17 protein-coding genes and 1 riboswitch are annotated in these 13868 nt (G+C 47.4%); of the genes, 5 read left to right on the top strand and 12 right to left on the bottom strand.

The genetic code is table 11. The features are described from left to right. Positions 1-42: 42 nt before the first annotated feature. Genes rpsN through GJB59_RS08015 form a run of 3 tightly spaced genes read right to left on the bottom strand, consistent with a single transcriptional unit; the run spans position 43 to position 1643 of the window. Positions 43-312, bottom strand: a complete 270-nt coding sequence (gene rpsN / locus GJB59_RS08025) for a 30S ribosomal protein S14 (protein ID WP_142826744.1) — start codon at positions 310-312, stop codon at positions 43-45. Positions 313-361: 49 nt separating this feature from the next. Further along, positions 362-511, bottom strand: coding sequence for a 50S ribosomal protein L33 (rpmG, locus tag GJB59_RS08020; protein ID WP_142826743.1), 150 nt, complete (start codon positions 509-511; stop codon positions 362-364). A gap of 13 nt (positions 512-524) precedes the next feature. Continuing rightward, complete coding sequence (locus GJB59_RS08015; RefSeq protein WP_142826742.1) at positions 525-1643, bottom strand: GTP-binding protein; 1119 nt, start codon at positions 1641-1643, stop codon at positions 525-527. A gap of 177 nt (positions 1644-1820) precedes the next feature. On the opposite strand from GJB59_RS08015, the gene GJB59_RS08010 reads away from it, so the two are divergent. Continuing rightward, positions 1821-2642, top strand: coding sequence for a YsnF/AvaK domain-containing protein (locus tag GJB59_RS08010; RefSeq protein WP_142826741.1), 822 nt, complete (start codon positions 1821-1823; stop codon positions 2640-2642). A gap of 133 nt (positions 2643-2775) precedes the next feature. Continuing rightward, positions 2776-3588, top strand: a complete 813-nt coding sequence (locus tag GJB59_RS08005) for a YsnF/AvaK domain-containing protein (protein ID WP_142826740.1) — start codon at positions 2776-2778, stop codon at positions 3586-3588. Positions 3589-3632: 44 nt separating this feature from the next. Here GJB59_RS08005 and GJB59_RS08000 read toward each other — a convergent pair whose 3' ends face one another. From GJB59_RS08000 to GJB59_RS07990, 3 genes are all read right to left on the bottom strand, one after another. Then, entirely contained in the window at positions 3633-4259 is a 627-nt protein-coding gene (locus tag GJB59_RS08000) for a YIP1 family protein (protein ID WP_142826739.1), read from the bottom strand. 198 nt (positions 4260-4457) lie between these two features. Next, positions 4458-5357, bottom strand: coding sequence for an SDR family NAD(P)-dependent oxidoreductase (locus tag GJB59_RS07995; protein ID WP_142826738.1), 900 nt, complete (start codon positions 5355-5357; stop codon positions 4458-4460). A 28-nt stretch (positions 5358-5385) separates the two neighbouring features. Further along, positions 5386-6288 (bottom strand): SDR family NAD(P)-dependent oxidoreductase, encoded by a 903-nt coding sequence (locus tag GJB59_RS07990; RefSeq protein ID WP_142826737.1) that lies wholly within the window; start codon positions 6286-6288, stop codon positions 5386-5388. A 138-nt stretch (positions 6289-6426) separates the two neighbouring features. Between GJB59_RS07990 and GJB59_RS07985 the strand changes: the two genes are divergently transcribed. Continuing rightward, positions 6427-7287 carry an alpha/beta fold hydrolase gene (locus GJB59_RS07985; protein WP_185959994.1) on the top strand — a complete coding sequence of 287 codons (861 nt, stop codon included), beginning with the start codon at positions 6427-6429 and terminating at the stop codon, positions 7285-7287. Between the two features lie 60 nt (positions 7288-7347). Beyond that, complete coding sequence (moaC, locus tag GJB59_RS07980; RefSeq protein WP_142826736.1) at positions 7348-7836, top strand: cyclic pyranopterin monophosphate synthase MoaC; 489 nt, start codon at positions 7348-7350, stop codon at positions 7834-7836. 105 nt (positions 7837-7941) lie between these two features. Here the strand turns inward: moaC and GJB59_RS07975 are convergent, their stop codons facing one another. The 5 genes from GJB59_RS07975 to modA form a co-directional block, all read right to left on the bottom strand. Next, positions 7942-8457, bottom strand: coding sequence for a MogA/MoaB family molybdenum cofactor biosynthesis protein (locus GJB59_RS07975; RefSeq protein ID WP_142826735.1), 516 nt, complete (start codon positions 8455-8457; stop codon positions 7942-7944). Between the two features lie 18 nt (positions 8458-8475). After that, positions 8476-9495, bottom strand: coding sequence for a ThiF family adenylyltransferase (locus GJB59_RS07970; protein WP_142826734.1), 1020 nt, complete (start codon positions 9493-9495; stop codon positions 8476-8478). An 83-nt stretch (positions 9496-9578) separates the two neighbouring features. Beyond that, complete coding sequence (locus GJB59_RS07965) at positions 9579-10223, bottom strand: ATP-binding cassette domain-containing protein (protein WP_142826733.1); 645 nt, start codon at positions 10221-10223, stop codon at positions 9579-9581. Between the two features lie 4 nt (positions 10224-10227). Then, positions 10228-10911, bottom strand: coding sequence for a molybdate ABC transporter permease subunit (modB, locus tag GJB59_RS07960; protein WP_142826732.1), 684 nt, complete (start codon positions 10909-10911; stop codon positions 10228-10230). Further along, on the bottom strand, positions 10908-11678 hold the full coding sequence (gene modA, locus GJB59_RS07955) for a molybdate ABC transporter substrate-binding protein (protein WP_142826731.1): 771 nt from the start codon (positions 11676-11678) through the stop codon (positions 10908-10910). Before modA ends, modB begins: the two co-directional genes overlap by 4 nt. Positions 11679-11849: 171 nt before the next feature. Then, positions 11850-11960, top strand: a riboswitch (SAM riboswitch). Between the two features lie 81 nt (positions 11961-12041). On the opposite strand from modA, the gene GJB59_RS07950 reads away from it, so the two are divergent. Further along, positions 12042-12704 (top strand): sulfite oxidase-like oxidoreductase, encoded by a 663-nt coding sequence (locus GJB59_RS07950; protein ID WP_142827220.1) that lies wholly within the window; start codon positions 12042-12044, stop codon positions 12702-12704. A 197-nt stretch (positions 12705-12901) separates the two neighbouring features. Here the strand turns inward: GJB59_RS07950 and GJB59_RS07945 are convergent, their stop codons facing one another. Further along, complete coding sequence (locus tag GJB59_RS07945; protein ID WP_142826730.1) at positions 12902-13795, bottom strand: alpha/beta hydrolase; 894 nt, start codon at positions 13793-13795, stop codon at positions 12902-12904. Between the last annotated feature and the right edge of the window lie 73 nt (positions 13796-13868).

The following is a 13868-nucleotide window of genomic DNA, read 5'->3' as shown; positions in this document are numbered from 1 at the left end:
GAAATTTTCAATTCTCGAGAAAAGTTGAGTCGAAAAAAGAGCTTACCAGCTGGCTTTTTTAACCCCTGGAATCTGTCCTTTATGCGCCAGCTCACGAAAAACGATGCGAGACATGCCAAACTTGCGCATAAATCCGCGCGGTCTCCCTGTCACACCGCATCGATTGTTCAAGCGGACTGGGGATGAATCCTTCGGCAAACCAGACAATGCTTGAAAGTCTCCTTTTTCTATAAGCTCTTGCCGCAGCTCCGCATAGTGTTCAACCATCTCTTTCTGCTTTTTGTGGCGTGCAATTTTTGATTTTTTAGCCATTCTATTGCCTCCTAGTTGTAATTATTACGATTTAATTTTCACAAAAAAATTATTTCGTCTCACGGTGAATCGTAACTTTTTTGAGACGCGGACTGTATTTTTTTAATTCAATGCGTTCCGGGTTTGTACGCTTGTTTTTCGTTGTGCTGTAATTCCGGTCGCCGGTTTCTGTACACGCCAATGTGATATTGACTCTCATCATTTTCCCCTCCTTAAGAAAGTAATTGAAATGCTGGCAGCGGATCGTGGAATGTTGTCCAATCCTGTTCAGCTTCTTTATCTGTCAACAAACACCGATCCAACTCTTGGGCAATGACTGTTTGGTCCATATCGATGCCGATCAGCACGAGCTCAGTCATTTTAACGCCATTTTCCAGATCCCATCCGCCCGCATGCTCAATGCCGAGCGATGGACCAGCCTGCGACAATAAGACAGCTGCTTCCGTTCTTGTTGCCAGCCATAAAAACCCTTTGGCACGAACAACTTCCACCGGCCATTCCAAAATCCATTCCATTAGCCGTTCTGGATGAAACGGTTTCTGGCTCCGATAAACAAATGAAGCAATTCCGTATTCCTCGGATTCGGGAATGTGCTCTTCGTTCAACTCCTTTATCCAGCCTGCGCTTTGGCTCGATTTTTCAAAGTCGAATAAGCCGGTATTTACTACCTGGTCGAAAGCTACTTTCGAATGCACCGTTTCGATGATCTGCGCGTCTGGATTCAAAGCTGCAAGCAGCTCTTTCAGCCGCTTCTGTTCATGCGGCGCAACCAAATCCATTTTGTTTAATAAGATAACATCAGCAAATTCAATTTGGTCAATCAGCAAATCTGAAATTTCACGGACATCTTCTGCAGTAGCTTCCTGATTTCTTTCCAGCAGCGACTCACCTGACGCAAAGTCCTTCCAAAAAGTATAGCCATCAACTATGGTGACCAACGTGTCCAAGCGGCATATTTTGGTTAAGTCGACGCCGATTTCTTCGTCCTGGTATGTAAAGGTCTGCGCTACCGGCAGAGGCTCACTGATTCCCGATGATTCGATGACGATGCAGTCGATGTCTCCCAGTTTCACCAGCTTCTCAACTTCCAGCATCAGGTCTTCCCTCAAGGTGCAGCAGATGCAGCCATTCTGCATTTGCACGAGCTTTTCTTCTGTTTGCAAAAAGCCTCCTTGTTTGACCAAAGCTGCGTCTATATTTACTTCACTCATGTCATTGACGATCACCGCGACTTTGAGATTCTCCCGATTATGCAATAGGTGATTGAGTAAAGTCGTTTTTCCGGCTCCAAGATATCCGCTCAGCACTGTTACCGGAACAAGTTTTTCCATGATGGCATATTCTCCTTTCAAATTCTATAAATAGTAATGATTACGCTTTAAATTGTATTAAATATTGTTCAGTAAAGCAAGCCTTTCTTTTTCATCGGGTTTATTTTGAAAAACAACGGGGTAGATTATCATTACCTTACTTTACAGGTGATTTATCACTATTAGGAGGAATTGACAATGACAAACAAAGGAACAACATTAATCCAGGCATATGATGTACAAGCGGAAGTTTTGCATAAAATCAGCGAATTGAAAGCGCAAGGCTATAAAGAAGAGGATATGTATGTAATCGCCAAGCATGACGATCAGCTGTCCATGGTTCAAGGCCAGACAGATGTTCATTTGAATACACAGGAAGATGATGACATGATGGGCAAATTCAAATCCTTTATTTCAGGGGAGGATTCTACCCGGGACGCTTTCACGCAAATGGGGTTGGGAAGCAGCGAAGCCGATGAGTATTATCAACAAGTAGAAAACGGCAAGCTCGTGCTCTATGTTAACAGCGACTATGGCAATTCGTATAAGCCATACACCGGCACACAGACAGAAGCCGTAAACACAAATACAGCAGCTGCCGGCAGCCAGAGCGATGAAGAGCATCTGCGCCTCCACGAAGAGCGCCTCAGCGTCGACAAGGAACGCGTACAGACAGGTGAAGTAAATGTCGGCAAGCACGTTGTTGAAGAGCAGCAGACCATTGAAGTCCCTGTAGAACGCGAAGAAGTTTACGTCGAACGCCGGCCAGTGAACGAGGAAGTCAGCCCTGGAACAGGCGGCTTAACGGACAAGGGCGCTTACGATGACGGCGAATCTATCCATATACCGGTTTCCGAAGAGCGTGTGGAAGTGAGCAAAAAAGACGTCGTCAGTGAAGAAATTGTTGTCGGCAAACGCAAAGTTCAGGACACAGAAGTGGTCAATGAAACTGTCCGCCGGGAAGAAGCGGATATTGACGAACAGGTAAAATCGAAAAAAGATGACCGCAATTCATTTTAATAGAAAGTCAAAAGCACATCCGAAAAGTGTTTTCCGGATGTGCTTTTTTCCGTTCAGGTTTATGCGGTACGCAACTGCGGGTAAATGAGCTTTAACAAAGTTTTTGGTGCAATAGACTTGGGAGGAATTGAGCATGGAGAAAAAAGGAAACAAACTTATCGGCCTTTTTGATGCGCAAGCACAGGTGCTGATTCAAGTCGGCGAATTAAGGGCTGCGGGTTATGAAGAAGAGGAATTATATCTCGTATCAAAGCATGATGAACAAATCAATTTGCTGATTGAACACACTGGAGTCCATGTGGACACGCAGGACCGGGATAACTTCAAAGGCAAAGTCATCGCCTTTTTAGCCGGCGAGGACATCACGAAAGATGCCTTTAACCGAATGGGATTGGAAGCGGAAGAAACGGATCATTATTTCCGCCAAGTCGAGAACGGCAAACTCCTCCTCTACACAGACAGTGAACCTGCGGCTGCCCCTCGACCGGATGCTGCTTTGCCGCCTGGCCGGGAAAACGACTCGCTTGCCCAAGATGCTGAAGAACAGCGCTTGGCACTGCACGAAGAACAGCTGAGCATCAATAAGGAAAAGGTCCAGACAGGCGAAGTGCAGGTTCAGAAAAAAATGGTGGAAGAGGACAGAGAAGTTCAAGTTCCCGTCGAACGCGAGGAAATCGTTATCGACCGACTCCCCCTTTCTGCGGAAACAGATGCCGAAAAAGATGACCAGGTGCTGACACCGAAACAGGCTTATGAAAAAGGCGAGGCGATCTACATCCCGCTTTCTGAAGAACGGCTGGATATCGGCAAGAAAAAAGTGGTACGTGAGGAAATCGTCATCGGCAAACGCAAAGTCAAAGATGTTCAAGTCATCAATCAAACTGTCCGCCGGGAAGTAGCGGATATCGAAGAAAATGGGACTGTCCATAAAACGAATAAACCATAAATAAAAACAAGGCAGCCGGATAGGCTGCCTTGTTTTTTTAACTTCTATACAAGCGCCATCACAATTACAGCAACAATAGCCGAAATCGCAATAATGAACAGCACGGTCGGGATAATGATGATAAAAAAACCTTTCCAAGCAGAAAGCCTGTGCGCTTCACCCACTGCCTTGCACTGGATAAAGAAAGTCCAGATGGAGACAACGGCTAAGATCATGATGAAAAGTAATGACAGCAGATCCGGGGCTGTAAAAGGCATTTCATTTTCTTGCAGGAAATAGGTTTCCGGCATCAACAGCATCCACAAAATGATAAGTGGGCTAATCCAAATCTGCGGAATCTGACCTGTCAAAATTGCCCGAAACATACCTGTAAAAGTGGCTTCGCCTTTAAATAACTTGCCGACCACCAAGTAAATGGCAGCACCGATGGCGGTACTTACTGCAACACCGATCGGCCCCAATAAAAGTGCTCCCAATAAAATTCCCAAGACCGGAAATACCTGTTCAGAGCTCATCGTGCTGAGCAGACCTCCGGCAAAGCCTGCCATCACAATCAGCAGGAAGATAAAGCCGGAAGACTTTTCTTCCATAACGTTCCGCACTGCGGCACGAGGCCGCGTCCAAATTGCAGTAAACGGATTTAAGTTTTCATAGCCTTCTGTTTTGTACAAATTTATTCCCACCTTTGGAGTTAAATGTTACCACTCTTCAAGCATACTGGAATAATAATGTAAATGATAGGAGATTTAGCCATATATCAAATCAAAAGCATTTCTTTTTAAAACTGGGAAAAGCCAGCCTCCTCCTGAGACTGACTTTCCCACTCATTATGTTTATATCACCGCATAATTTATTTTAAATGATCTTGCTTACTCCTTTTTCATCCGCTCACGGATACCGCCTTCCACCTCGGACCCCTTTTCCATCGGAATGTACAGGCTGCCATTGGTTGGACCGGCAGGAGGAGCATCTTCAATAACTTTCTTAACAAATTTGGCATTCATTTTTTCTGTAGCGCCGGGGAGAATATGGCTGGAGACAGCCGACGCTTTCGATTTGGCGCCAACCGCTACCGTTTCCTGCGGCTTATCAATCAACTCGATGATCGCATCAATGACAAGTTTGGGATCGTCCATCGGCTTCATCTCAGCCATATGCCCTGTGTAATTTCCAGTGTGCTCAAACCAAGGCGTATCGGTTGCCCACGGCAGCACGGTACAGACGTGTATATCGTCAAAGCCTTCGAGTTTGACCTCTTCGTTCAACGCGGAGCTGAGCCCCAATACTGCGTGCTTACTGGCACTGTATCCTGTGTAATAGGGAAAAGCGATTTCACTTGTAACCGAACCAACATTGATGAGGATGCCTCGTTTCATTTCCTTGAAATGGCGCAGTGCAAAATGGCTGCCGTTAATGGTTCCTTTGACGTTGACATCAACCACCCGGACCAAATCCTTGACTGGAATTTCTGTAAAAGGACCGATGGCACCAACGCCGGCATTGTTGATCCAGACATCGATTTTGCCGAAGTGGGCGAGGGCTGTTTCAAAGAGATGCGCCACTTGCTCTTCTTGGCTGACATCTGTGGTTACTGCAATCGCATTCGGACCCAGTTCCTCCGCCAGTTTCTCAAGCAATCCGGTCCGACGCGCAGCAAGCACGAGGTTAGCGCCTTGTGCCGCCAATTCTCTCGCCACACCTTTCCCGAATCCACTGGAAGCACCCGTAATCAAGACTGTCATTCCTTCATGGGATCTCTTTTTTGCCATTGCCTATTCCTCCTCATTTCACATTCAGTCATTTTTGTTCTTTCAATCGCTCACGCAAATTCCCGGATATACTAGTCCCTTCAGGACCTGAATTATATAGGCTCCCCGAAGTTGGCGGTGCAGGCGGTGCATCCTGAATCATTTTTAAGAGAGAGCGTCCGGTCAGCCCTTTTGTCGTTTTCGGCAACAGAGAACCTGCAGCTGCAATGCCTTTGGATTTAGTGCCGATTTCCACTGTCTTTTGCGGGTTATCGATTAATCCGATGATGGAATCGACGACTTTCTGCGGATCATCCGCCGGGCCCACAATAATTTCATGGCCACTGTAGTTGCCGGCATGTTGGGCCCAAGGCGTATCGGTCACCCATGGATCCACCGAACAGACATGGATGTCCTCAAAGCCATCCATCCGCATTTCCTGATGCAAGCCATTGCTTAGACCTGAAACACCGTATTTGCTGCCTGTATACGCAGCTCCAAAAGGCATCGGCGTTTTGCTGGCGAAAGAAGAAACATTGATCAGCGTTCCATATCGCTGTTTCTTGAACTGATTTAAAGCATAATGGCTGCCATAAATGGTACCCAGAAAATTGATGTCCACCGTCCGGTTCAAATCCTTCAACGGAGTATCGGTGAAAGAACCATATGTTCCAATGCCGGCGTTATTGATCCATACATCGATGCTGCTGAATACACCCATCACCGTCTCGAACAGTTTTGCAACATCTTCTTCCCGGCTGACGTCAGTTGTCACTGCAATTGCATTGGGTCCACAGGACTCCGCCAGTGCTTCTATTTCCTTCGTGCGACGCGCGGCCAGGACAACATTGGCCCCTTTTGCCGCCAACTGCTGCGCTACCCCTTTGCCGATTCCGCTCGAGGTTCCGGTGATGACGACCGTCAGTCCTGCATGTGTTTTTTTAGTTGCCATTGGTATTCCTCCCATCATTGAAACTGTCTATATTTCTTACTAAGTACCCCTTTCCTTTTATCAAAAACGTATTTTCCAAAGGGGTTCAAAAAGTCTTTTTCAGGGAATCAGTAATATAAAAAAGATAGGAGAGAGAATATGCTGCTCAGGGATTTTCAGACTAGGGTCATCAAAACCGGTGAAGCGGAAATTTTTTTACGCTTCGGGGGAGAGGGTCCTCCACTGCTTTTGCTCCATGGCCATCCGCAAACCCATACCATGTGGCATGAGCTGGCTCCCCGGCTGGCAAAAAATTATACTGTCGTGATGCCGGACCTGCGGGGGTATGGGGACAGCTCCAAGCCAGAATCAGCTGATGACCATTCAACGTATTCCAAACGGGCGATGGCGAGAGACCAGATAGAGGTCATGAAACAGCTTGGATTTTCCCGATTCACAGTCATCGGACATGATCGCGGAGCACGCTGCGCTTATCGACTGGCTCTCGACTTTCCGGCAGCAGTAGAAAAGTTAGTGGTCATGGACATCATACCAACCGGAGAAACATTCAGAAGGGCTGATCAAGATTTCGCCATGGGATATTGGCATTGGTTCTTCCTTGCTCAGCCTTTCGACTTTCCTGAACGGGTAATCGGAGCAAACCCCGACAACTTTTATTTCCAGGGTACACGTCACCTGTTCCACCCGGAAGCGCTCGCAGAATATTGGCGCGGCATCCACAACCCTGGATCAATCCATGCCATGTGTGAGGATTACCGGGCCGCAGCGACAATCGATTTCAAGCTTGACGAAGCCGACCGGGGAATCAAAAAAGTCGCTTGCCCTGTACTTGTTCTTTGGGGTGAAAAAGGGTCTTTGCCAAATTGGTATGATGTGCTGGATGTCTGGAAAGACTGGGCAGATGACGTGAGAGGATGCGGAATCGACTGCGGCCATTATCTTGCTGAAGAAGCGCCTGAGGAAACCTATAAGGAGATGCAAAAGTTCTTAAATGTTTGAAAAAGGATTTCTTCCAGCCATGCTATACTAATAGAATCCAATACCGAAAGGATGATCCTTTTGTCAGAACTGACTCATTTCAACGCCCAGGGCCGCGCCAAGATGGTCGATGTCTCCGAAAAGAAAGACAGCGTCCGCACAGCCCGTGCCACGACTTCGGTTCTGTTGAACAAAGCGATATACCAACAGATCAAGGAAGGCACCAATAAAAAAGGCGATGTTTTTGCCGTCGCCCAGGTAGCTGGCATCATGGCCGCCAAAAATACAGCACAGATTATCCCGATGTGCCATCCCTTGGCACTCAGCGGCGTCGATATCGAATTCCAATGGAATGTCGATGAAGATGCCAATCATTATGAAGTGTTGCTGACAGCTGAAGTCAAAACGAAAGGGCCGACAGGTGTCGAGATGGAAGCTCTTACAGCCGCTTCCGCTGCAGCCTTGACGATCTATGATATGTGCAAAGCCGCCGGCAAGGAAATGGTCATCGGACCGACCATGCTGCTCCAGAAAACCGGTGGAAAATCAGGGGACTATCTGCGAAAGTAATCGCACCTCCTTTAATCAGCTAGAAAAAAAGCCTATGAATCTGTCACGTTACTGACGGATCCATAGGCTTTTGATATTTGCTTGGTCATTTTTCTCGTCAACCGACTATCCACGTGGCTCATGGTGCTTGGTCAATTCAGAGTAGATGTGCTGGATTTCCGGCAGGATGAGACGCTCCATTGCCAATTTCACGGCTCCACGGGAACCCGGCAGGACAAAAATCGCTTTGTCATTGGCTGCGCCCGCCGCTGCACGGCTTAAGAGTGCCTTCGTACCAACGTCTTCCGTAAAGCTAACGTAACGGAATAGCTCTCCAAACCCGTCAATTTCCTTTTCGAAAAACGGTTCGACTGCTTCCAGCGTGACATCGCGCTTCGCAATCCCCGTTCCGCCGGTTGTGACAATCACATCGATTTCATCCTTCTCCAGCCAGTCGGATAGGATGACCCGGATAGCCGCTACGTCATCTGATACGATAGCATAATCCACGAGTTCCAGTCCCTTATCCAAAGCTAGCTGCTGCACGAGCTGGCCTCCGGTATCCGTCTCCTTTGTCCGCGTATCGCTGATGGTCAATACCGCTATGCGCACCTGATGATCCGTTTGGAACGATTCCGACATGCAAATTCCCCTTCCTCATTACCCGAATACTTGATGGTACAATTTCCGGCCTTCTGCCACATTGTGGACGCCGTGAATCAGCAATCGGCCATTACCGAACAATACCATGCGGTGATGGAACACTTTCAGTTCGACAAAATAAGGTGTCCGCTTTACTCCAGCTTCCAGCCGGTTTCCGACTTTCTCGGCATCGTCCAATGTGATGGGCCGATTCGGATCAGGCAAGATCTGCACTGCATCACGCCCGCACAAAACAGCGTAAGAGCTCGCGCCTGTTTCGTTAAGCGATGGAAACACCGCACTCGGCCCACAGGTTTTGCAGGCCGGATCCTTGATGCGCGAAACCCCGATATCCAGTTGGGTGTTATCCCATAAGTTGAAATGATGGATCTTTTTACGCATTGCTTCACGGTTGCCGCTCAGCCATTTCAAGGCTTCCGTACATTGAAGTGCAGCGGTTACCTGGACCGCTGGTGAGATGATGCCGACCGTATCGCAAGTTTCGTTGATTGCCGGAAGTACCGGCAAGAGGCAGCGAAAACAGGAGCTTTCCCCCGGTATGAATGGAAATACCACTCCTGAACTGCCAACACAGGCGCCGTAAATCCAAGGCACACCATACTTTACGGATGCATCGTTGATCAACAGGCGGGTTTCAAAATTGTCAGTGGCATCGAGGATCAAGTCACTGATCGCTGCCAGTTTTTCCATCCCTGCTGCATCCAAGTGCTCCAAATAAGTGAACAAACGCAGATCACTGCGAATAGCTTTCAGCCTTTGCTCCGCCGCAGTCACTTTCGGCAGCATCTGGTGAGCATCCGTTTCAGTGAAAAGCTGCTGGCGCTGCAAGTTCGACAACTCTACATAATCGCGGTCGACCAAATGGATGGTTCCGACACCGGCACGCGTCAGCGTTTCGGCGATCGCCGAACCCAACGCTCCGCAGCCGATAATCGTGACAGTTGATAAGGCCAGCTTTTGCTGTCCGGTTTGGCCAAGCGGCTTGAATAGGACTTGCCTTGAATAGCGTTCATCCACGTTGATTCCCACTTTCTATCGCTCGATCACTCAAGCCTTTTCTTCCGTATACTAAGTTTACCATTGGCATCCCAAAACTACAGTCAGTATGAGTCTGCCGTTTGTTCAGTCATCTGCCCTTTTTCAATACGCAGGACACGATCTGCCAGCTTTTCGGCATCCGCAATACGGTGTGTCACAAAGATGATCGGAATTTGCCATTGCTGGTGAATTCGCAGCAATTCGTCCTGGCAGCGGTCGCGATTGGCGTCGTCCAATGCTGAAAAAGGTTCATCAAGCAGCAGGATATCCGGCTGTACGGCCATTGCACGCGTCAACGCGACACGCTGTTTCTCCCCGCCTGAAATCTGGTGCGGGTATTTGCCAAGCAAGCCGGTGATGCCAAGAATTTTTGTCAGTTCGGTAATATGAGAAACATCAGTCCCCCGGGACAGAGCGTACAGTATGTTTTGTTCGACGCTCAAATGCGGAAACAGTGCGTAGTCTTGAAACAAATAGCCGACTTTCCTTTTCTGTATCTTCAGCGGCTTTTGTCCTCCGCTGAAAAACTCTCGGCCGTTCAAGGAAATCGTACCAACATCCGGGTGGACGATGCCTGCCAGGCAGTTCAGCAGCGTGGTTTTGCCCGAACCGGAAGAGCCGACCAGTGCCAGGATCTCCCGGTCCAGCTCAAATTGCATCTCCAAACTGAAATGGTCCAGTTGTTTTTGAAAATCCACTAAAAGCATAGGCTCATTCCCTCCCGATCCGTATAGCGCTCTTTTTGCGCCAGTAGTTGACCCAGGTGATGGCAGCCACTCCAAGCGAGGAAATAATCACTACCCAAAACAAGGCTTTTTCCATATCTCCTGCTTCATAGGCAAAATAAATCGCCAACGGCACCGTTTCCGTCACGCCTGGAATGTAGCCCGCAATCATCAATGTCGCCCCAAACTCGCCGATGCCGCGTGCAAAGGCCAGGATCAGACCTGCTAGAATGCCCGACCAGGCCAACGGAAACGTGATGGTCCTGAAAATACGCCATTCGGAGACCCCCATCGTCCGTGCCACGTTTTCCCATCGCGGATCCACTTTTTCATAAGCAGCAAGGACGCTTTGATACATCAGCGGCAAAGAAACGACAAATGAAGCGATTGCCGCACCGATCCAGGTGAAAACTACGCGAAAGCCAAACCACTGCTCCAATAACATACCCAGTGGACCGTTAACACCGAACAAGACAATCAGACCGAAGCCGATGACCGTCGGAGGCAAAACCAACGGCAGCAAAATTAAGGCTTCCACAAAGCTTTTGCCGAAAAAGTCGCGCCTGTTAATCAATCGCGCCAGCACCAGGCTGACCAAAAATACAAAAAGGGTGGAAATAACCGCAACTCTCAGCGACAGCCAAAGTGGAGACAGATCGTATGGCATCATGGGTTTTCTCCACTTGGCGCCAAAAAACCGTATTCTTCAAGAATTGCCTGCCCTTTTGGACCGGTGACAAAATCCAAAAATGCTTCTGCTTCGGGCTGTTTTTGTGAAGCCTCTACGACAGCCCCAGGATAGACGACAGGATCCGTCTGTCCTGGCATTTCAAGCGTCCCTCTTATTTCCCGGGAAATAGCAGCATCGGAGGAATAGATGATGCCCAGTTCGGCATTTCCACTTTCGATATAAGTTACAACTTGCCGTGCATCTTTAGCATAGATAAGGCGGCCTTCAAGCGGTTCCCATAAATCTTGGCTGGCCAGCGCCTGCTTCGTATAATCTCCAAGCGGTACACTGTCAGGTTCTCCGACCGCAATGGTTTCTTCTGTATTCATTAATGCTTCCGCAAAATCAGCTGTTTCTGCAAACTTTTCGAGCGAAGCCAGGACCAGGCGATTTTCAGCGAAAGGCATCACGCTTTCTGATTCGATAAGCTGTTGGGACCGAAGCAAATCCATATCTTTTTCACTGGCAGACAAAAACAAATCGGCTGGCGCCCCCTGCTCGATTTGGCTCCGCAGTTTGCTGGATGATCCGTAGTTAAAGCTCAGTTCAATATCCGGTTCTATCTTTTGAAATTCTTCTTCCATCTTTCCCATCGCTTCCGTCAGGCTGGAGGCAGATGAAACCAACAGTTCCCTGTCATCTGCTGATGTATTGCTGCAGCCGTACATTAGCACAACCATGCTTATAAGACCGATCATTTTTTTCATTTAAAGGACTCCTTATTCGTTTAAAGCAGAGATCTCTCATTCTGGGCAATTTCTCCACGTAATTCCAGTATAACGCCAGCGGGAGAGAAGCTGAATAATTTTCCGAATAATCTTGTAAGAAAGGAAGAGATTAGGTAAAATGAGGCAAGCAAAAAATTAAATACTGCACCACCCTTATCAAGAGAGGCAGAGGGAATGGCCCGACGACGCCCGGCAACCGCCAGTTCACTAACTGGAATGGTGCCAAATCCAACAGAACCGCAGAGTTCTGAAAGATGAGGAAGAGAATTTTACCAGCAGCCAGCCACTCTTCCTCTTTTCAGCGGAAGAGTTTTATTAATTTTAGGGAGTGATTGCATGAAATTGAGCAAAGCCGAACGGATCAAACGAACACGGGTACCCGTAGTGGATCCCGCGCTGGCAGAACGCCTGCCGCCTGGTCAAGTTTTGACTGAACGTTTTCCTGTCCTGCACGAAGGTGAAGTACCGGAATATGATATGGCAACTTGGACATTGAAAATCTTCGGGCAGGTCGACAAAGAAATTACCTTGCATTACGACGATCTACTGAAGTTGCCGCAAACGACTGTAACCCGTGACATCCATTGCGTGACGCGCTGGTCCCGCTTCGACAATACGTTTACAGGTGTCCGCTTTATCGACTTGATGAAAGAATTGGGCGTCACGCCAAAAAGCGGCTACGTCATGCTGCATGGCGACTATGACTACACGACCAATGTCGCTCTTTCAGACCTTGACCGCGAGGACGTGCTGCTTGCCCATACGCTTGACGGTGAGCCGCTGACTGCCAAGCACGGCTACCCGCTGCGTTTTGTCGTGCCCCAATTGTATTTTTGGAAAAGCGTCAAATGGGTCCGCGGCATCGAATTTATCGATGAAAACCAGCCCGGCTTCTGGGAACAGAACGGCTTCCATATGAATGGAGACCCGTTTCAAGAAGAGCGCTTTTCCGGTGAAGACCTGGAAATTCCGGATGATGAATGGGAGAAAAAAGATTTTGACTGACTCCAGCCAATCGAAATATCAAGAAAATGGCCCTCTCGCTTAGCAAGAAGGCCTAAAAAACAGATGTGTTTGAAAATATTCCTGAATAGCCCGGCGTTGGTTGAGTATAATTTCAGTTTCTCAACCAGCTGTAAAAAGACAGTAAGCTTCTTCGCGAAGCTTACTGTCTTTTTAGTTACTTGAAAGCTATTTAAAATTTAGTCTTCTACTAATTCTTTTAAAGTCGATATGACAAAATCCGGCCGATCCAAATGTATCGAATGTCCTGCGCTCTTTGCAAACTTAACTGTGCTTCTTTTCGAAAGCTTTCCTTGTTCGAGAATTAATTGCTGCCACATGTTTTCTAACATCAACAGTTCCGACTCAGGCAAACCTCTGCTTACACCTTCTTGAATTACATGGTTTTTATCGCGGCCGACAGCGACTATTGGAATATTGGGCAGCATATCTAGTTTTTTTATCGTTTTTGCATCTATTTTATAGTTTACGAACTCAGATATCATGGCTTTGTACAAGTTGGGCTTTTGCCGAAACTGGATTAATTGCTTTTGTATACGTGAAGGCAGCTTTTTCTGGTTTTCGCTTAATTGGGGATGTATAATTTCTCTGAGTTCTTCTTCGGTCATCCTTGCATAGTTTTGAAAATCCTCTCGCCAATTTTTGTTAGATGAATTTCCCATTAGCCCAGGAAGTTCAAGCTCATCCAGTCTTTCCAAGTCCTCAGATGTAGAATCAATTAAGAGCAATGCTTTTACTTTTTCAGGATAGAGTTTTGAAAAATGCTGTGCGCATAAGCCCCCATAAGAATGTCCGACCAGAATGACTGGATCTACTATTTCTAACCTCTTCATTAGTTGCTTCATCTCTTCAGCATTAGCCGTTGTCGTGCGTTTTTCTTCTCCTATTTCACTATCTCCTGATCCTGGACGGTGGAACATAATAATCTTATTCGTTTTACTCAGAGCTTCTGTCACTTCAAACCATTCCTCAAACGAACAGCCCATTCCCGGTAAAATAAAGATAGGTACTCCATTTTCGCCTTTTTGCACTACTTCTATTTTCCGATCATTGATGGTGATAAACTGATTCATCGTTTTCGCTCCTTATCTTGAAGAACACACAATAAACGTTTTCTTCTCCCAAGTTATCGCATAACCTCATGCA

This window comes from Planococcus soli (assembly GCF_016881065.1).
GTDB classification, from domain to species: domain Bacteria; phylum Bacillota; class Bacilli; order Bacillales_A; family Planococcaceae; genus Planococcus; species Planococcus soli.
Note: the sequence above shows the minus strand (reverse complement) of the source record. Positions and strands in the feature narration are given on the sequence as shown.

Excerpts from the sequence above, each read along its gene's own strand:
- GJB59_RS08005 (WP_142826740.1), top strand. The coding sequence starts at position 2,776 with ATGGAGAAAAAAGGAAACAAACTTATCGGCCTTTTTGATGCGCAAGCA.
- GJB59_RS07995 (WP_142826738.1), bottom strand. The coding sequence starts at position 5,357 with ATGGCAAAAAAGAGATCCCATGAAGGAATGACAGTCTTGATTACGGGT.
- rpsN (WP_142826744.1), bottom strand. The coding sequence starts at position 312 with ATGGCTAAAAAATCAAAAATTGCACGCCACAAAAAGCAGAAAGAGATG.
- GJB59_RS07990 (WP_142826737.1), bottom strand. The coding sequence starts at position 6,288 with ATGGCAACTAAAAAAACACATGCAGGACTGACGGTCGTCATCACCGGA.
- GJB59_RS07975 (WP_142826735.1), bottom strand. The coding sequence starts at position 8,457 with ATGTCGGAATCGTTCCAAACGGATCATCAGGTGCGCATAGCGGTATTG.
- GJB59_RS08010 (WP_142826741.1), top strand. The coding sequence starts at position 1,821 with ATGACAAACAAAGGAACAACATTAATCCAGGCATATGATGTACAAGCG.
- GJB59_RS08015 (WP_142826742.1), bottom strand. The coding sequence starts at position 1,643 with ATGGAAAAACTTGTTCCGGTAACAGTGCTGAGCGGATATCTTGGAGCC.
- modB (WP_142826732.1), bottom strand. The coding sequence starts at position 10,911 with ATGATGCCATACGATCTGTCTCCACTTTGGCTGTCGCTGAGAGTTGCG.
- GJB59_RS07945 (WP_142826730.1), bottom strand. The coding sequence starts at position 13,795 with ATGAATCAGTTTATCACCATCAATGATCGGAAAATAGAAGTAGTGCAA.
- modA (WP_142826731.1), bottom strand. The coding sequence starts at position 11,678 with ATGAAAAAAATGATCGGTCTTATAAGCATGGTTGTGCTAATGTACGGC.
- GJB59_RS07985 (WP_185959994.1), top strand. The coding sequence starts at position 6,427 with ATGCTGCTCAGGGATTTTCAGACTAGGGTCATCAAAACCGGTGAAGCG.
- GJB59_RS07965 (WP_142826733.1), bottom strand. The coding sequence starts at position 10,223 with ATGCTTTTAGTGGATTTTCAAAAACAACTGGACCATTTCAGTTTGGAG.
- rpmG (WP_142826743.1), bottom strand. The coding sequence starts at position 511 with ATGAGAGTCAATATCACATTGGCGTGTACAGAAACCGGCGACCGGAAT.